The organism is Chryseobacterium sp. CY350, assembly GCF_027945075.1.
Taxonomy (GTDB): domain Bacteria; phylum Bacteroidota; class Bacteroidia; order Flavobacteriales; family Weeksellaceae; genus Chryseobacterium.
In genome coordinates this window covers 2,788,152-2,806,613 of the sequence record NZ_CP116034.1, presented here as the reverse complement: position 1 = coordinate 2,806,613, position 18,462 = coordinate 2,788,152, and the positions used below count along the sequence as shown (strand labels likewise).

The 18,462-nt window shown below is 36.4% G+C and carries 19 protein-coding genes; 8 read left to right on the top strand and 11 right to left on the bottom strand.

What is annotated here, in order from left to right; all coding sequences use genetic code 11:
- Window positions 1–2: 2 nt before the first annotated feature.
- Window positions 3–638 carry a DUF4919 domain-containing protein gene (locus PGH12_RS13065; RefSeq protein WP_267596444.1) on the bottom strand — a complete coding sequence of 212 codons (636 nt, stop codon included), beginning with the start codon at window positions 636–638 and terminating at the stop codon, window positions 3–5.
- On the bottom strand, window positions 638–1,870 hold the full coding sequence (gene hflX, locus PGH12_RS13060) for a GTPase HflX (RefSeq protein WP_267596445.1): 1,233 nt from the start codon (window positions 1,868–1,870) through the stop codon (window positions 638–640). Before hflX ends, PGH12_RS13065 begins: the two co-directional genes overlap by 1 nt.
- 205 nt (window positions 1,871–2,075) lie before the next feature.
- Between hflX and PGH12_RS13055 the strand changes: the two genes are divergently transcribed.
- From PGH12_RS13055 to PGH12_RS13045, 3 genes are read left to right on the top strand one after another with little or no spacing between them, the layout of a single operon-like run.
- A complete protein-coding gene (locus tag PGH12_RS13055) occupies window positions 2,076–2,555 on the top strand; it encodes a T9SS type A sorting domain-containing protein (RefSeq protein ID WP_267596446.1) in 480 nt (159 codons plus the stop codon).
- Between the two features lie 5 nt (window positions 2,556–2,560).
- Entirely contained in the window at window positions 2,561–5,107 is a 2,547-nt protein-coding gene (locus PGH12_RS13050) for a beta strand repeat-containing protein (RefSeq protein ID WP_267596447.1), read from the top strand.
- Window positions 5,108–5,114: 7 nt separating this feature from the next.
- Window positions 5,115–5,525, top strand: a complete 411-nt coding sequence (locus PGH12_RS13045; RefSeq protein WP_267596448.1) for a hypothetical protein — start codon at window positions 5,115–5,117, stop codon at window positions 5,523–5,525.
- Between the two features lie 74 nt (window positions 5,526–5,599).
- Here PGH12_RS13045 and PGH12_RS13040 read toward each other — a convergent pair whose 3' ends face one another.
- Window positions 5,600–6,034: an META domain-containing protein gene (locus PGH12_RS13040; RefSeq protein WP_267596449.1), complete on the bottom strand. Its 435-nt coding sequence runs from the start codon at window positions 6,032–6,034 to the stop codon at window positions 5,600–5,602.
- 84 nt (window positions 6,035–6,118) lie between these two features.
- Here PGH12_RS13040 and PGH12_RS13035 point away from each other — a divergent pair, with 84 nt between their 5' ends.
- Window positions 6,119–8,320 (top strand): S46 family peptidase, encoded by a 2,202-nt coding sequence (locus PGH12_RS13035; RefSeq protein WP_267596450.1) that lies wholly within the window; start codon window positions 6,119–6,121, stop codon window positions 8,318–8,320.
- Window positions 8,321–8,500: 180 nt separating this feature from the next.
- Here the strand turns inward: PGH12_RS13035 and PGH12_RS13030 are convergent, their stop codons facing one another.
- On the bottom strand, window positions 8,501–10,036 hold the full coding sequence (locus tag PGH12_RS13030; protein WP_267596451.1) for a YifB family Mg chelatase-like AAA ATPase: 1,536 nt from the start codon (window positions 10,034–10,036) through the stop codon (window positions 8,501–8,503).
- Between the two features lie 125 nt (window positions 10,037–10,161).
- Between PGH12_RS13030 and PGH12_RS13025 the strand changes: the two genes are divergently transcribed.
- From PGH12_RS13025 to PGH12_RS13015, 3 genes are read left to right on the top strand one after another with little or no spacing between them, the layout of a single operon-like run.
- On the top strand, window positions 10,162–10,509 hold the full coding sequence (locus PGH12_RS13025) for a tRNA-binding protein (protein ID WP_267596452.1): 348 nt from the start codon (window positions 10,162–10,164) through the stop codon (window positions 10,507–10,509).
- Between the two features lie 23 nt (window positions 10,510–10,532).
- A complete protein-coding gene (locus PGH12_RS13020; RefSeq protein ID WP_267596453.1) occupies window positions 10,533–11,234 on the top strand; it encodes a 3'-5' exonuclease in 702 nt (233 codons plus the stop codon).
- A 3-nt stretch (window positions 11,235–11,237) separates the two neighbouring features.
- Window positions 11,238–11,564 carry an SUF system Fe-S cluster assembly protein gene (locus PGH12_RS13015; protein ID WP_267596454.1) on the top strand — a complete coding sequence of 109 codons (327 nt, stop codon included), beginning with the start codon at window positions 11,238–11,240 and terminating at the stop codon, window positions 11,562–11,564.
- A gap of 140 nt (window positions 11,565–11,704) precedes the next feature.
- Here the strand turns inward: PGH12_RS13015 and PGH12_RS13010 are convergent, their stop codons facing one another.
- The 4 genes from PGH12_RS13010 to PGH12_RS12995 all read right to left on the bottom strand — a co-directional run bounded on the left by PGH12_RS13010 (window position 11,705) and on the right by PGH12_RS12995 (window position 14,708).
- Window positions 11,705–12,541, bottom strand: a complete 837-nt coding sequence (locus PGH12_RS13010; RefSeq protein WP_267596455.1) for a sulfurtransferase — start codon at window positions 12,539–12,541, stop codon at window positions 11,705–11,707.
- An 88-nt stretch (window positions 12,542–12,629) separates the two neighbouring features.
- Window positions 12,630–13,031 (bottom strand): OsmC family protein, encoded by a 402-nt coding sequence (locus tag PGH12_RS13005; protein ID WP_267596456.1) that lies wholly within the window; start codon window positions 13,029–13,031, stop codon window positions 12,630–12,632.
- A 14-nt stretch (window positions 13,032–13,045) separates the two neighbouring features.
- On the bottom strand, window positions 13,046–13,804 hold the full coding sequence (locus PGH12_RS13000) for a DUF6000 family protein (RefSeq protein WP_267596457.1): 759 nt from the start codon (window positions 13,802–13,804) through the stop codon (window positions 13,046–13,048).
- Between the two features lie 55 nt (window positions 13,805–13,859).
- The gene (locus PGH12_RS12995; RefSeq protein WP_267596458.1) at window positions 13,860–14,708 is read right to left on the bottom strand and encodes a hydroxymethylglutaryl-CoA lyase; all 849 of its coding nucleotides are present in this window, start codon (window positions 14,706–14,708) and stop codon (window positions 13,860–13,862) included.
- A gap of 187 nt (window positions 14,709–14,895) precedes the next feature.
- On the opposite strand from PGH12_RS12995, the gene pepT reads away from it, so the two are divergent.
- Window positions 14,896–16,143, top strand: a complete 1,248-nt coding sequence (gene pepT / locus PGH12_RS12990) for a peptidase T (protein ID WP_267596459.1) — start codon at window positions 14,896–14,898, stop codon at window positions 16,141–16,143.
- Window positions 16,144–16,193: 50 nt separating this feature from the next.
- Here the strand turns inward: pepT and PGH12_RS12985 are convergent, their stop codons facing one another.
- The 3 genes from PGH12_RS12985 to PGH12_RS12975 form a co-directional block, all read right to left on the bottom strand.
- A complete protein-coding gene (locus tag PGH12_RS12985) occupies window positions 16,194–16,643 on the bottom strand; it encodes a hypothetical protein (protein WP_267596460.1) in 450 nt (149 codons plus the stop codon).
- A gap of 81 nt (window positions 16,644–16,724) precedes the next feature.
- Entirely contained in the window at window positions 16,725–17,789 is a 1,065-nt protein-coding gene (gene thiL / locus PGH12_RS12980) for a thiamine-phosphate kinase (protein ID WP_267596461.1), read from the bottom strand.
- Window positions 17,790–17,858: 69 nt separating this feature from the next.
- On the bottom strand, window positions 17,859–18,353 hold the full coding sequence (locus PGH12_RS12975; protein ID WP_267596462.1) for an acyl-CoA thioesterase: 495 nt from the start codon (window positions 18,351–18,353) through the stop codon (window positions 17,859–17,861).
- Window positions 18,354–18,462: the final 109 nt, after the last annotated feature.

The following is an 18,462-nucleotide window of genomic DNA, read 5'->3' as shown; positions in this document are numbered from 1 at the left end:
TTTTAAAAAATTAAGTCTAAATAAAGTACTTTGATGTAAATTTTAATGTCTTCTTTTTCCCACATATCGATAACACCGTCGCGTAATGGTTGTGATACTCGTTTATAATCCTGTCCGATATTCATGACGTTAAGAAAAATATATTCGTCACCTACATTATTTACTTTGAAAGCCGTTTTGTCAGATTTTCCGTCACCCGAGTTTTTAATGGCATCAGTTAGCAACCGTAATTGTGAAAGATGATGTGAAAAATTACCGACATCTTTCGTCTGATCATAAGCACGAAGCAAAATAAGAATGACATCCAGATTGGTAGGATCTTTATTGTAAAGAGTTTTCCCCAGTCTTATGCAGTCTGCAAAATTATTATTTTTAAAAGCTTCTGCCAGACTTTTGAACTCGTCGCCAGTCTGGGAAACTTTATTTTTTATGAAATTTCTGCCGTAGTACAAATGTTGAGCTTCTACGCTGTCGAGAGACTTCGGAAGCCCTTTAAATTTGAAAACAAGCTTTTCGTAATAGTAAGGCGAAACGGAATTGCTGATGTTTTTCTCAATACTCTTAAAATCCAGCTTTGTCTTTTGGCCCAAGGCAAAAAACGGAAGAAAAAGCAGAAAAATGATTATTTTGTAATTCATTAATCTTCTTTTTCAGACGCTTCATCTTCATCATTTTCAAAATATTCGAAAAGAAAATCATTGTACGGGAATCTTGAGATATGAATTTTCATCACCTCATCGTAGATCAGCCTTTTCATTTCAGGGAAATTTTCTTTCGTTATAGCAGAGATGAAAACAGCAGGATGTTTAGATTTGTTCATCCAGGTTCTTTTCCATTCGTCTAAAGAAACGTTTCGGTTTGAACTTGGCGTAAGATCGTCTTCATCTTTTTTCTCGTAGCTGAAATCATCAATTTTATTAAAGACCATGATCATCGGTTTCTGATGTGCATTAATTTCCATTAAAATCTGATTCACAGATTCAATATGATCTTCAAAGCTTTCATGCGAAATATCAACTACATGAATCAAAAGATCTGCTTCACGCACTTCATCCAAAGTAGATTTGAAAGATTCTACCAACTGAGTAGGTAATTTTCTAATGAAACCTACCGTATCCGTCAAAAGGAAAGGTAAATTTCCGATAACTACTTTTCTTACGGTTGTATCCAGCGTTGCAAATAATTTATTTTCCGCAAAAACATCAGATTTCGACAAAGCATTCATCAAGGTAGATTTACCAACGTTGGTGTATCCTACCAAAGCAGAACGCACCACTTTACCACGGTTTGTACGCTGAGTCGCCATTTGCTTATCTATGGTTTTCAGTTTATCTTTCAACAACGAAATTCTGTCACGGATGATCCTTCTATCGGTTTCAATTTCCGTTTCACCGGGACCACGCATCCCGATTCCCCCTTTTTGCTTATCTAGGTGAGACCACATTTTGCTCAGTCGAGGCAGCAAATATTGGTATTGTGCCAATTCAACCTGCGTTCTCGCGTAAGAAGTTTGTGCTCTCTGCGCAAAAATATCGAGAATAAGATTCGTTCTGTCAAGAATTTTTACTTCAATTTCTTTTTCAAGATTTTTAAGCTGCGAAGGAGACAATTCATCATCAAAAATAATGGTGCCAATCTCATTTTCTTTTACATATTCTTTGATTTCCTGAGCTTTACCGCTTCCCACAAAGGTTTTAGAGTCTGGCTGAGTTAAGTTTTGAGTAAAACGTTTATCAACCGTAGCACCTGCAGTGAAAGCCAGAAACTCCAGCTCATCCATATATTCCTGCAGTTTTTCTGCACTTTGATTTTGAGTGACAACGCCCACCAAAACAGCTCTTTCGTAATTATGTATTTTCTTTTCTAGCATTAAATTCTATATAATTTATAAGATTTACAAGATAACATTTTTAATGATTAAATGCAACCCCATAATTCAAAAATAGGTGTTTTCACCTTTTTTATTCTAGTTCTTTTCCTCTGGTTTACCATCTCCTCCTCCGCCTACCTTTACATCGTAAAAAACTCATTAGCAGATCATAATATAAAAAATAATAACCAAAAATTATCCCAATATGAGAAAAATTTTCATCTATGGCTCCATTTTGATTTTTTGTCTGGCAGCAAAAGTGAATGCACAAAAAGCAACTGTCGCAGCAGGATCAAACGGAACAGGCAGCAACGGCTCTGTATCTTACAGTGTGGGGCAGATTGATTTCACATCGAAAGGCGCTAACGATCAAATGATTGAAGGCGTGCAGCAAGCCTATGAAATCATCACTTTGTCTACTTCAGAAACTTCCGGGGAAGACCAGAAAGACATCTTATTGTATCCGAATCCATTCAAAGATTTTTTGTTTGTGGATTTTACTACAAACGACTACAGAAATTCTGAATTTCAATTATTTGATTCTTCCGGCAAACTTTTAAAACGAGACACAATAAAAGAATCAAAATCAGAATTCAATTTTTCTGAGCTTCCTTCTGCGATGTACATCATCAGAATCGATCAGAATAGCAAAAACATTAAAACATTTAAAATCATTAAAAAATAATCATCATGAAAAAAGTTTTACTCACCGCAGGAATCATTCTAGGCAGCCATTTTGTTTCGGCGCAGGTTCCGGAAAAAATGAGCTATCAGGCTGTAATGCGAAATACAACCGGACAGTTGCTTGCCAATCAAAACATCGGAGTTAAAGTAAGTATACTGCAAGGTTCGCCCGCAGGAACATTAGTTTATTCTGAAAGACTTACGGGAACAACCAACGTGAATGGCCTCATCAGTCTGGAAATAGGAACCGGAACCGTACTTTCCGGAACATATGCAACCATCAACTGGCCATCAGGAAATTATTATTTAAAAACAGAAACAGATCCTACGGGAGGAACTTCTTATACAATCACAGGTACAAGCCAACTTTTAAGCGTGCCTTATGCAATGTATGCCAAATCGTCGGGAAGTTCGGGGGGAGGTTTCACTTTGCCTTATACAGCAACCGTTAATAATGCTTCAAATCTTTTCTCTATAACAAACGATGGTGATGGGACTTCTCTGGAAGGAAACAACAATACAACAACTTCAAGCATTGCAGCAGTAAGAGGAACAGTTACCAATGTAGCTCCGGGTGGATTTTCTTCCGGTGTTCGGGGAATAAATAACGGCACCGGAGGTTTGGGCGTTGGTGTTTGGGGAAGCCAAAACGGAAGTGGATGGGGCGTTTACGGAGTTACACCTTCAGGATTAGGAGTTTACGGAAATTCTTCAGGATCAGGATATGGAGTTTATGCAAACAGCAATACAGGAACAGCATTAAACGCAACAAGTACGAGCGGAATTGCTGCAAATTTTTCAATATCAAACAATGCAAACAACAGTAATGTTATCAATGCCAATACTTTAGGAAGCGGAACAGTTATCAATGTTTCAACCACAGGAACAGGAATTGGGATTTTAAGCAATTCAGGAAACGGCTTTGCAGTGCACGGCATTACAAGCTCGCAGAGTTCTGCCGGAGTTATCGCCGACAATAACGGCGCCGGTGAAGCAGTTGTAGGAAGAACCACAAGTGATATCGCAGGAGCTGTAGTGGGGAGAAATGATGGCGGAGGTTATGGATTACATGGTTTCGTATCAACAAACACATCCGGAACAGGAATTGGCGTATACGGACGAGTTGGTCTCAACAACAGCAAAGGTCGGGCAGGAAGATTTCAAAACTTCTTAGCAACCAATGACAGAAATACTTTTGAAGTAGAATCTAACAGCAACGGAAACATTCCGGACAATACTCAAGGAAATGTTTCTTCTTTTTTATCCAATAATACAAACAGTGTAAGCGCGGCAGTGAGAGGCGAAGTAAAAACGATCTACGGAAACTTCGGAGCGGCTGGGATTTTTGGCGTTTCCTCAGGCACAGGAGGGTTTGCTGGTTTATTCTACTCTTCAAATGTCTCCGGAAACGGACGTGCTTTAGTTGCTTTAAATGATGGCAATGGTGACGCGATTGTTGCCAATGTAGGAAAAGATGGCGATGCCGTCGAAGCAAATGTAGACGGTACAGGCCGTGCAATTTACGGTTGGGTTCCAACTTTTAGCACCGGGAAGGCGGCAGAATTTAAAAATTTTAATACCTCAAATACTTCTACAGCACTTTCGTCAACAACACTGGGAAATGGTATCGCAGGAGATTTTTTCGTTGATAACACCAATGGAACATCACCGGCTGTGAAAGGAAAAGTAAATTCTCAATTCTCAAACTTTGGAACTGCCGGAGTTTACGGCGAAGCTGCCGGAACCGGTGGATTTGGTGGGTTATTTTATGCCAGTCATGCCACAGGAAATGCGCCCGCGGTAATCGCACTTGCCAACGGAAACGGAAATGGTGTTACCGCAAATGCTAAAAATGCCGGAGATGGTGTAGAAGCAACGGTTGACGGAACCGGAAGTGCAATTTACGGTTGGGTTCCTAATTTTGGAACTGGCAGAGCTGGTTATTTCAGAAACTTTAATACCGCAAATTCTCAGGCAGTGGTTTCTGTTACCAATGTCGGAACAGGAACAGGAATTTTTGTCAATCATACCGGAGCTTCAGGAAACCTCGCAGTTTTTCAAAGTGGGTCTGCCAATGTTGCCAGAATCAGTAAAACAGGAACAGGCTTTTTTAATGGCGGTACACAAAACAGCGGTGCCGATTTAGCTGAAGTTTTTGATGTAGAAGGAAATATTTCTGAATACGAAATGGGAGACGTTTTAGTAATCTCAACTTCAAGTGACAGAGCGGTAGAAAAATCATCAAAACCATATTCTACTTTAGTGTCAGGAGTTTATGCTACAAAACCGGGCGTTCTTTTAACGGAAGAAAATGTAGATGCAGATCTGTCTGGTAAAGTTCAGATGGGTGTGATTGGAGTGATTCCTACAAAAGTTTGCCTTGAAGGCGGAAAAATAAAAAGAGGTGATCTTTTGGTAACCTCATCAAAACCAGGAGTTGCCATGAAAGCCAATCCTAAAAAAGTAAAAATAGGACAGGTTTTGGGAAAAGCACTTCAGGACTATGATCAAATCTCGATCGGAAAAATAAAAGTATTAGTTAACATTAAATAAAACTATCATGAAATCATTATATATCATCCCATTTTTACTTTTAAGCGTAGCATTTTACGCACAGGAAAAGAAAACTCCAGAACTTCAAGATCAAGAACAGGTTTTAAGAGATGCAAAAGCATTCGAACAAAAGATGCAAAAACCCAACAACGCTTATTCTGTAAAAAAAGAAAAGCCAAACGTTTTAGCGTCTGAGGAAAATCTTAAAATAAGTGAACAAAGTGTAAAAACTGAAAATCAAAGCATTGATAAGGGAAAATTGTTGCCGAATACTGCAAATCTTGATGAAGTTTTAGCTTCAATTCCCAACAGAAAAAATTCTCGGAAAGCAAATATTTCGCCTAACAACACAAAAATTCAGGGATTACCAAACACGGCAACTTTAGAAGAAATAAAAAAAACAATTCCTAAAGATTAAAAGTGATAGCCATTTGAAAAGAGATGTCCGCAAAAAATAATTTTGCGGACTTCTTATTTTTAAACTTGAATAATTTAGTCCCAATCGGCTGCGATAAATTTCATTTCACTTCCTTTATCATCGGAAAGTGTCAGTCGATGCCCTTCGATTAAATAATTTTTCATGCTCCCGAATTTTTTCATAAAAGCATTTTCCAGTTCCATATTTTTACACGCCATTTCGGTACTTCCAATTTCTGAAAATTTTATTTTACCGTTATTTTTTAATTCAGCTAAAAAGAAAATTTTGTTGCAACCCATTGTCGCAGTTCCTTTTATCTGATTACCAGATTTCTCTCCGGTCAGATTAATTTCTGCCCCATTTTCCATCAGCTGTTGTTTGGTAAATTGGTCAAACGAAACCATCATCCATTCTCTCTGATAATGCTGATTGTTAACCTTTGTTGCTGAACAATTTAAAACCATTGTTAAAATGAAAACGGTAAAAAAACCCAAAATAATGTTTTTCATACCACTCAGCCACCCATTTTCGTACCAATTGAAGATGGATTACGGTAAAAATTAGTAAATTAGCCCAAAATAATTATTTAAAAAATGAAAAGAATATTTTTACTATTCACTTTCTTGTTGGGTTTTGCTCAAATGAGGGCAGACGAAGGGATGTGGCTGTTGATGCTCATCAAAAGACTTAACGGTGTCGATATGCAGAAAGAAGGTCTGCACCTTACACCAGAAGAGATTTATTCTGTAAACAATTCTAGTCTTAAAGATGCGATCGTAAGCTTTGGAGGATTCTGTACAGGTGAGATCGTTTCAGACAAAGGATTGATCTTCACCAATCACCACTGTGGATACGGTGCTGTAGCAGCGGCTTCTACACCGTCAAAAGATTACCTGAAAAACGGTTTCTGGGCAATGAAGGAAAAAGACGAGTTTAATGCAAAAGATCTTTATGTAAGATTTTTAGTAAGAATGGATGACGCTTCGCAAAGAATAAATTCTAAATTAAACAACAACATGACTGCAGCTGAAAGAAAAGCTGTGATCGATGCTGAAACAAAAGCAATTCAGACAGAAAATTCTGAAAACGGAAAATATACCGTTGTTGTAAGAGATTTCTTCAACGGAAATGAATTTTATTTTTTCGTTTATCAGGATTATAAAGATATCAGATTGGTAGGCGCACCACCATCAGCTTTAGGAAAATACGGTGGAGATACCGATAACTGGGAATGGCCGAGACACACAGCAGATTTTACCGTTTTCAGAGTATATGCTGATGCGGCAGGAAATCCTGCCGAATTTGCGCCGACAAATGTTCCTTTGAAACCAAAACACTTTTTACCTGTTTCTCTAAAAGGAATTAAGCCTGGAGATTTCTCAATGATCTTGGGTTATCCGGGAAGAACAAACCGTTATCTTACTTCGTACGGAATCAACCAAATGGTTTCTAAAGATTATCCGGCTTGGGTAGAAACTTCTAAACTGGCAATGGACGTTATGAAGAAGTACATGGATAAGGATAAAACCACTCAGTTGGCATATGCTTCACAATATGCTTCTGTAGCCAACTACTGGAAAAACAGACAGGGAACAATTGATGCTGTTATTAAAAACGGCACGATACAAGACAAGCAAAATATAGAAAAGACATACAGACAGTGGTCTGCGCAACCAGGCAACGAAATGTATGATGATGTTTTGCAACAAATTGCTACTTATTACAAGCAGGTTTCTGACAGAAATGTTGAAAGAAATTATGCATCTCTTCTTACCAGAAATGCAAAATATATTGCTCTAGCTTACCAATTGGCTCCGGCTCTTGATGCGTATGCAAAACAAGATATGGCAGGAAGATTGGCAATGAAACCTAAAGTAGAAGCGGCAATAAAAGACGCATACGACAACATTAACCCTGAATTAGAAGGAGAAATGCTGAATTCTTTGGTAAACCTTTACAAAACAAGGGTAAAAGAAGATGTTGCTTCGCCAACGATTATGGCATTAGATGCCAATAACTTGTCAACTGTTGCATTTTCTTCATTATTTGCAAATAAAACATCTGTAACCAACTATGTTTTAAACCCTGATCGTTTAAAATTAGATGCAGATCCTTTGTTGAAAATTGCAAAAGGTATCGCAGAAGATCAGAGAGTTTCTGGTGAAAGATTTGTAAAAATTGATGATAATTTTGCTAAAAACAACCGTCTTTTCTTAGCCGGATTAATGAAAGCAATGCCAGAGAAAAAATTCTATCCGGATGCAAACTCTACAATGAGATTGACTTACGGAACAATTGACACTTTACCAATCAGAGAAGACAGAAACTACTTTGGTGTTACTGATAACTATTACACAACAATGGAAGGTTTGGTAGGTAAATACAAAGCTGGTGACGAAGAATTTGATCTTCCTCAGAGAGTGCTTGCACTTCAGGGAGCAAAGGACTACGGAATGTATGCGGACAAAGCAGGTTATCTTCCTGTAAACTTCTTGTCAAATAATGACATCACAGGTGGAAACTCTGGCTCTCCCGTAATTGACGGAGACGGAAACCTTATCGGAATCGCATTTGACGGAAACAGTGAAGCTCTAAGTGGTGACATTGTTTTTGAAGACAAATGGCAGAAGACGATCAGTGTAGACATTCGTTTCGTTCTTTGGACGATCGACAAATATGCTGGTGCAAGAAGAATCGTAGATGAGTTGAAACTTGTGAAAGATGAAAATACTCCTGCTGATACAGGCGCATCTAAAATCAGAAATGCAGCTCCTACAAAAAAGAAAAAGAAATAATTTTTTTTAAATTATATTTGAAAACCGTGGAATTTATTTCACGGTTTTTTTGTTTTTGCTGATCACTTTTTAATTAAAATAAAACCAAAAGAGATCAAAATTAAAGCAATCATCCAACAAAACGGAAAGACGAATGCTGCCTTTGTAGAATTTCCTTTTTCTTTAAGTTTAGCTACATTTTTACACATTCCAAAACTCACGATCCAAACTTCTGTACTGTATCGCTTCAGAAATATGATGTGACAAAATATTTTCAGATTCTTCAAGATCAGCAATTGTTCTGGCTACTTTTAGAATCCTGTCGTAAGCTCTTGCAGAAAGATTCAGTTTTTCCATTGCCAATTTGATGAGGTTAAATGAAGCATCATCTAATTCGCAAAACTTTTCTAATTCTCGCGAACCAATTTGAGCATTATAACTGATTGACAGATCTTTATATCGTTCGTTCTGAATCTCACGGGCAATCAAAACACGTTTTCTGATGTCTTCACTTTTTTCACCTTTTCTTTTTTCGGCTAATTGCTCAAACTCAACTTTCTGTACTTCTACATGAATATCAATTCGGTCTAAAAGTGGTCCCGACAGTTTATTCATATAGCGCTGCATCTCAAAAACAGAAGAAGTATTATTCGGATCATCAGGAAAATATCCACTTGGGCTGGGATTCATTGAAGCAACTAGCATAAAACTCGAAGGATAATTCACGGTAAACCTCGCTCTGGAAATCGTCACTTCACGATCTTCCAAAGGCTGCCGCATCACTTCAAGAACCGTTCTCTTAAACTCCGGCATTTCGTCAAGAAATAAAACTCCGTTATGCGCCAGTGAAATTTCTCCCGGTTGAGGATAACTTCCACCGCCTACAAGTGCAACGTCTGAAATGGTATGATGAGGTGAACGGAAAGGACGAACCGTCATGAGCGAAGTTTCTGTTCCCATTTTTCCGGCAACAGAATGTATTTTTGTGGTTTCTAATGCTTCCTTTAAAGTAAGAGGCGGCAAAATACTGGGAACACGTTTTGCCAACATCGTTTTTCCACTTCCGGGTGGCCCGATGAGAATAATATTATGTCCGCCTGCTGCTGCAACTTCCATTGCTCGTTTGGCGGTTTCCTGGCCTTTCACTTCAGAAAAATCAAACGGAAAACTATTGATCTTATCCTGAAATTCTTTTCGGGTATCTAAAACTACTTTCTCAAGAGGTTTTCCTTCATTAAAAAAGTCGATAACTTCTTTGATATTTTCAACACCATAAACATCAAGATTATTGACAATCGCGGCTTCTCTCGTGTTTTGTTTAGGTAAAATAATTCCTTTAAAACCTTCTTCTCGTGCTTGGATAGCAATCGGCAGAACGCCTCTTATCGGATGCAGACTTCCATCCAGAGAAAGCTCGCCCATGATGATGTAATCCTGAATATTATCTGCAACGATCTGATCTGAAGCCACTAAAATCCCCATTGCGATGCTCAGATCGTAAGCTGCGCCTTCTTTCCTGAGATCTGCAGGAGCCATATTGATGGTAATTTTTTTTCCGGGAATTTTGAAGCCCACATTTTTCAAAGCTGCAGATATTCTGTAACTGCTTTCTTTAATCGCATTATCGGGAAGACCTACAAGATGATAACCAATACCACCAGTATCAATATTTACTTCAATGGTAATTGTTTGTGCAGAAACACCGAAGATGGCGCTTCCGTATATTTTAATCAGCATTTTGCTTGTGTTTTGTGTAAAAATAAATAAAATCAATGGTATTGCAACGTATATTGATTGATTTTTTCTAATTTTTAATACTTTTGTTTAAAAGAATTTTTGTTTTTAAATAATTCAGAAATAATATGAACATAAAACCAGAAATATCGTGGACTGATTTTGAAAAAATTGACGTCAGATCCGGAACAATTATTTCCGTGAATGATTTTGAAAAAGCAAAAAATCCTTTCTATCAGCTGGAAATTGATTTTGGAGATTTAGGAATTAAAAAATCATCTGCTCAGATTACAACGCTCTATAAAAAAGAAGAATTAATCGGAAAACAAATTGTAGCCGTCGTGAATTTTCCCAAAAAACAAATCGCCAATTTTTTCAGCGAATGCCTCGTCTTGGGCATTTATGGTGACGATCCAAAAGATGTTATCATTTTATCACCTTCTCTACCCACAAAAAACGGAATGCAGGTTGGATAACTAATTAAAAAATTCAAATACAAATGATACAAAATATTTCTTTAGAAAAAGTTTTATTCCTTGATATTGAGACGGTTCCGAACTCTGGTTCATGGGAAGAGCTCTCTGAAACTGAACAGAAACTTTGGGATAAAAAAACAAAATTTCAGCGAAAAGATGAAATTTCGCCAGAAGATTTCTACGAAAGAGCCGGAATTATGGCAGAATTTGGAAAAATCATCTGCATCACGATAGGAATGCTTGAAAAGAATGAAACTTTACGAATAAAAAGCTTCGCTGGCGATGATGAGAAGAAGATTTTGAAGGAATTTGGTGAATTGTTCAACAGCCCTAGACTTCGAGATGTTATTCTCTGTGCCCACAATGGAAAAGAATTCGACTTTCCGTGGATTGCAAGACGTTTTCTGATTAACGGAATGCAGCCTCCAACACCATTTCAAATGTACGGAAAGAAGCCTTGGGAAATCCCACATCTCGACACAATGGAATTGTGGAAATTCGGAGATTATAAAAGTTTCATTTCTCTAGAATTATTGGCTCATGTTTTCGGGATCCCAACGCCGAAAGACGACATCGACGGCTCAATGGTTTCATCAATCTACTACATAGAAAAAGACTTGCAGCGAATAGTTGACTATTGTGAAAAAGATGTCTTAACTTTGGCAAACATTTTCCGACGTATGCGTCAGGAAGATTTATTGCAGAGAAATATCAATTTAGATTAACAAATGAACTTTACAGACGATCAAATCGCCGACATTGGTGAAGAAATTATAAGAGTACTGAAAACCGTTTACGACCCAGAAATCCCTGTGGATATTTACGAATTAGGATTGATTTATGACGTTCAGATTTCGGAAGAAGCCGATGTGAAAATCGTCATGACGTTAACGAGTCCGAATTGTCCCGTTGCGGAAAGTCTTCCACAAGAGGTAAAAGACAAAGTGAAACAGGTGGAAAATGTGAAGGAAGTAGATCTTGAGCTTACTTTTGAACCAACCTGGAACAAAGATATGATGAGTGAAGAGGCAAAATTTGAGCTGGGAATGCTCTAAAATTTCCTTTTAAAATAAATGAGGCTGTCAAATTTTTGGCAGCTTTTTTTTGTTTAAAATTAATTTTGAACCATTAAGTTCATTAAATTGATAAGAATATTAAGTTTGATTTCATCTTAAGATTACAGTATTACCTGTATTTAAAAATCTTTCGCAATTTCTTTTCCTTCTCTTCTGCTCCATTCGCTCCACGAACCCACATACAGATTCGGAATTTCAAAACCGGCATAATCAAGAGCCAGAATTGTATGACACGCAGTAACTCCGGAACCACAGTGAATGATTAATCTTTTAGATTTGTTTTGTAGTAATTTTAAATATTTATCTTTTAAAATTTCAGGTTTGAGGAAATATCCATTCTCATCTAAATTTTCGTAGAAGGGAATATTGATTGCTCCCGGAATATGTCCCGCAACTAAATCAATTGGCTCAGACTCTCCTTTATATCGATAAGAATCTCGTACGTCGATCACCGTTACAGAATCTTTTATCAATTCATTTTCAACATCTTCCAACTTAGAAATTGGAAGAAGCCATGCTCTTCTGTTAATGATTTCAGTTTTATCAAAACTTTCTTCGCCCGATGAAAATTCTAGTCCTTCTTTTTCTGCTTCCTGAAAACCACCATTTAAAACCTGCACATTTTTAATTCCAAAAGCTTTCATCATCCACCAAGCTCTTACTGCGGCATTGGCTCCGTTTTTATCATCATAAATAACAATATGAGAATTTTCTGAAATACCTAAAAAGGAAATTGTTTTACCAAACTTTTCAATACTTGGAAGCGGATGTCTTCCTCCAAAAGCGGCATCTACGCCAATTTCTGCTAAATCTTTGTCTAAATCTACAAACCTTGCTCCTTTGATGTGTTTATTTAGATGATTTTGATAAGCATCTTTTCCGGCTCGCGCATCAAGAATGATTAACTTTTCAGCATTAAGACTTTTTAATTCGGCAACAAAAATGATTGGAGACATTTTTTGAATGATGATTTAAAATTTAATAATAATTTTTTATGATTCAAAATCTACAAAGAAAAAACCGCAGAAATTTCTGCGGCTGTACTTATTGATAAATGAAAATCATGGTCTGTACTAATTCCGGATGAAGGCTTTTCGCAACCGGACAATTGTGTGCCGTTTCTTCTATAAAAACTTTTTCTTTATCTGAATAGCTATCTGAAAAAACAAAATTGCAGACAATTTCACCAATTCTTCTTGGCTCTGTCTTCATAATTTTCTGAAGTGTACAGTAAGCTCCGTCGATATTGATCTTTTTGTCTTTTCCCAAAATAGCGATGGTTGTCAGCGCACATTCTGCCAAAGAAGTTGCACAAAGATCGGTTGGTGAAAACTTCTCACCTTTACCGTGGTTGTCGGTTGGCGCATCAGTTTCGATGATGGTTCCTGACTGTAAATGTTCTGCTGAACATCTTAGTGCGCCGAGGTATGTTATTTTTGATGTCATAATTTTAATTATTTTTAATTGCTACACAGAGATTGTAAGTCTTTAAGAATTTCAATTTGTTTTTCGATAAAATCAGTTTTAAATTGTTTTTTATAAGAATTATTACTTGATAGAATTACATTTAAATACTTGTCTGCTTCGTTTTTCCCTTGCTCTTTTTCAATAAACTTTGAAATTTCAAAAGCACCATCAATTTTAATCTTATTTCTTCTTATATTTAAATCTTCCCAGCTTTGACTATATTCAGAATAAAAATTTGTTCCATTTATTTTATCTAGATAAACTATAGATTCTAAGACAGCCTCTTGGTCAAAATACAATTCTGGTTTCTTCACATAATATTTTAGATATGAATGTAAATATTCATTTGTTTTTTCGCTATTGTAAAAGGCCAAAATTAGTGAATAAATGTGTCCAACGCAACATACTTCACTTTTTAGAAAATGTGTACCAATAATGTCTATTTGATTCTGATAATTTTTAACCGCAGAAAAATATGCTCCAACAAGCCTTGTTCTCCAATTAAAATCACCAAGTAAATTTAAAGTGATTTCCTCTGTAATTTCATTTGAAATATTAATTACGTTTTCTATCCAACTTTCATCAGAATAGTGTCCAATTGACATGTAAAAAGGATTCACCCACTTTTCAACAAAATCACTACTTAATTCTGACTTATTTTTATGTGATATTAATTTCTCAAATGTAGATTGATGCCTCACAATTGCGCCAGCAGAATGCAACTCAATCTGTTTTTGTAAATCCTTATCCATTTGTATAAAATCTATTAATTATATAAGCGTAGTAATTCGTAAATAAATTCTAATTTTAAAAATGAAAAATATCTTTCGCCTTATTATACGAACTTTCGAAGTTCAGTAAATTTAGTTTATGTTCCGCTTTTTCTACACTCATAAAATTGATTACCTGTTCGGTCGGCATATTTCCTACCAAATCATCTTTTGCCATCGGGCAACCACCAATTCCTTTGATGGCAGAATCAAATCTACGGCAGCCTTTATCATAAGCAATTTTTAATTTAGAATAAGACTCTTCATATCGGTTATGAAAATGCGCTCCGAAATCAATACTCGGATATTTTGCAGGAATTTTTTCAAATAAAACAGAAATCGTTTCCGTCGTTGCAACTCCCGTAGTATCAGACAATAAAATGTTTTTAATTCCTATTTCAGAAAAACGGTTGGCCCAAAAATCTACATCTTCCCATTTCCAAAATTCACCGTACGGATTTCCAAATGCCATCGAGAAGTAAATGTTTAATTCTTTACCTTCACTTTTCGTCAGCTCAAGCATTTTTACGACATCGCTGAAGGCTTCTTCCTGATTTTTATTGGTATTTCTGTGCTGAAAAGTTTCAGAAATCGAGAATGGAAAACCTAAAATATCTACTGACTGATGCTTTAGCGCTTTCTCGGCTCCTCTATAATTGCCGATGATTGCGGAAACTTTGGTGTTTGATAAAGATTTATCGATATTCTCTGCAACCTCAGCAGAATCAGCCATTTGAGGAATTGCTTTTGGAGAAACAAAACTCAGGCAATCTAAAACATCAAATCCCACATCCATGAGCGAATTGATATAATCGATTTTTTTGGCAGTCGGGATAAATTCTCCCCAACCTTGCATGGCATCTCTAGGACATTCTGTAAGAAACATTTTCACTTTTGATTTTCTCAAATATAATAAAACTAAAACAATTAGTTCTTTGTACAAAACAAAGCTAAGATTCTTTTGATAACCAATAATTTATATTTGATTTATAAATTCAATACCTCATATTCAATTACAAAAAACCTATTCACAGCATCAAATTTGCTAACTTTGTTAAAATTTTATACATCTAATGAGTACAATTGAATTCAACGAAATGTGGAGAGAAAAATTACTGAACCGCTTTCTCAGCTATGTAAAAATATATTCAACAAGTGACGCAGAGAGCGAGTCGACACCTTCTACAGAAAGACAGTGGGACATTGCCAATTATATTGTGGAAGAGCTGAAAACGATTGGTCTGGAAGATGTCTCGATCGATGAACACGGTTACATCATGGCTTACGTTCCGTCAAATCTGGAAAACGACAGTCAGCCAACAATCGGATTTATTTCTCATTACGACACTTCGCCGGATTTCAGCGGTGAAAATGTAAAACCTCAGGTTTGGGAAAATTATCAGGGAGAAGATTTAATTTTAAATAAAGAAACAAACTTTACACTTTCTCCTTCAAAATTTGAAAGCTTAAAAAAACATATCGGTCAGACCTTAATTACAACTGACGGAAATACCCTTCTCGGAGCTGATGATAAATCCGGTTGTGCCGAAATTGTAACCGCAGCAGAATACTTAATTGCTCATCCTGAAATCAAACACGGAAGAATGGCACTTGGTTTCACTCCGGATGAAGAAATCGGAAGAGGTGCGCACAAATTTGACGTTGCTAAATTCGGGGCTGAATTCGCTTACACAATGGACGGAAGTGAAGTCGGTGAATTGGAATACGAAAACTTCAACGCAGCAGGAGCCGTGGTAAAAATCCACGGATTGAGTGTACATCCCGGTTATGCTTTCGGAAAAATGGTGAATGCAAGTCTTCTGGCTGCAGAATTTATTCAGTCTTTACCAGCTAACGAAACCCCCTCTACCACAAAAGGTTTTGACGGATTTTATCATTTAATGGATATTACTGCTGATATTTCTGAGGCTAAACTTCAATACATTATCCGTGATCATGACGAAGAGAAATTTGAGGCACGAAAAAAATTCATGGAAGAAAAAGTAGCTGAATTTAATCAAAAACACGGAGAAAAAACCGCTGAAGTGGAGATTAAAGAACAATACCGCAACATGAAACAGCAGTTTGAAGGCAAAATGCACATCATTGATCTTGCTGCAAAAGCCATGAAACAAGCAGGAATAGAGCCAAAAATCAAAGCCATCAGAGGCGGAACAGACGGAGCGCAATTGTCTTATATGGGATTACCTTGTCCGAATATTTTTGCCGGCGGAATGAACTTCCATGGACCTTACGAATATGTTGCTTTGGAAAGTATGGAAAAGGCTTTGGAAGTGATTGTGAATATTGTGAAAGCTTAATAGTTTTTCATATAAAATTGAATCCAGCTCAAAAAATGAGCTGGATTTTTTTATTGAAATTCAGTTTTCTTCTTTACAAATTTTATATTGTCAAAGTCTTCGATTACATATAGCTCAGAAACAAACTTTTTATGATTTTTTGTTTCATTAAATTCAATTTCATGAGATTTTGAATTCACGCTTATAGTATCATTATAGTCAAGACCATCTGATATTGTAGTGTATATTTCTGCAATATCGCCATTAATTCTGTATGGATAAATACCTGTTGTAAGACTATCATTAAATGTGTTTACAGAACTTTCTGTTAATTTTAATCTGATAAGCCCAAAAGCATGATTGTTTGAAGTTCTAAAATCAACTACATAACCTTTAAATTGGACGTCATTATTTAAAACGCGGTCTCTTTTTTCAGTATTTTCTGCTTCAATTTTATTACTATAAATGATCATTACAATAAATAAACAAATTAAGATAGGAAATCTGATCCAATTTTTCATAAATCGTTTTTCTGCAATTTAAAATTAAACAAAAAACCACTACAAAAAATGCAGTGGCTTCACAATATTTAAAATTAAATTTTAATCATTCTGTTGATTTCCTAAAAAAGCATCCCAACCTTGTGCCGTCAAAGCAACCAACTGGTTAGAACCTCTTGCAACCATAAAATTCCCTTCTTCTTTTTCAACGGCATGACCGATAATCGTAAAATCTGGGTGATTTTTCATTTTATCAAAATCATTCGGAGAAATAGTGAACAGTAATTCGTAATCTTCACCACCGCTTAATGCCGTCATGACAGGATTTAAATTCAAATCGTCCGCCGTTGTAATCGTCAGATTATCCATCGGAATTTTCTCTTCGTACAATCTGAAACCAACTTTAGACTGGTCAGAAAGATGCAGAATTTCCGAAGCCAAACCGTCTGAAATATCAATCATCGAAGTTGGTTTGATATCCAAATGCTCTAAAATTCCTTTTACATCTGTTCTTGCTTCCGGCTTCAATTGCCTTTCCAAAATATAGTCGAAACCTTGCATTTCTGGTTGCATATTGGGATCAGCTAAGAAAACAGCGTGTTCCCTTTCCAAAATCTGAAGTCCCATATAAGCACCGCCCAAATCTCCTGAAACAACTAGCAAATCATTTGGTTTTGCACCATTTCTTTTTACAAGATTTTCTTGGTCTTCAATTCCCACTGCGGTAATGCTCATCACCAAACCTGCGTTGGAACTCGTTGTATCTCCGCCAATTAGATCAACTTTATATCTGCCGCAAGCGGCCTGAATTCCGGAATATAATTCTTCTAAAGCTTCCACCGGAAAACGGTTTGAAACAGCCAAAGACACTAAAATTTGCGTTGGTGTTGCATTCATCGCTGCAATATCACTTAAATTTACCACAACCGCTTTGTAACCTAAATGCTTCAATGGAACATAGCCTAAATTAAAATGAACTCCCTCTGCCAAAACATCGGTTGTTAAAACAACTCTTTTGTTTCCAGGATTAATTACTGCAGCGTCGTCTCCTACGCCAACTTCCGAAGATTCGTTGGTAAGTGGGAAAAATTCTGTCAGGTGTTTAATAAGCCCGAATTCTCCTAATTTTGAGATCGGCGTCAATTCCGGTTCTTTATCTTCAAACATATCTTTATTATTGATGGTTGATCATTGATAAATGATGGCTAAAATTAATCATCGTTTATCATTGAGTCTTTATTTATTAAAAATCGCCGGATCAATATTTTCCGGTCGGAAAGGAAGTTTTATAAAATCTTCTCTTGTCATGAGCGTGGTTTCAGATGTTTTGTATTTATTCATTGCTTCCACAACGTCATCCGGTGGAGAAGTCATTTTTCTCAGCATCGTGTCAATCCAAACACCTGTAGCTTCTGATGTAGCACAGTGTGAACCATCAGGAAGATAAAATTTATGAACAAAACGATAAATTGACGCATCTTCTGCGCAACCGTCGATTTCAAGGCTTACGATGACTTTCTGATCTGCAAATATTTCTTTAAAAAAAGAAAATCTTTCATGCATAATCACCGGACCAATTCCCCAGCGGCTCATTTGGGTAACACCCATTTTTTCCTGCTTCATGAAAGCCATTCTTGTTTGTGCACAGTATTGTACGTAAGAAGAATTGGCAAGATGTTTATTCGCGTCAAGATCACTCCAGCGAACTTCAAATGTATGGTGAAAAATCATTTTTAATAATAGTTTTAAAATTGAACTTGTTACTTAATCACAAAAGAAATATTTAAGTTTTTAAAAGTCTAAATAAATTTAAGATCCACATAAGCAAAAATCAACGATT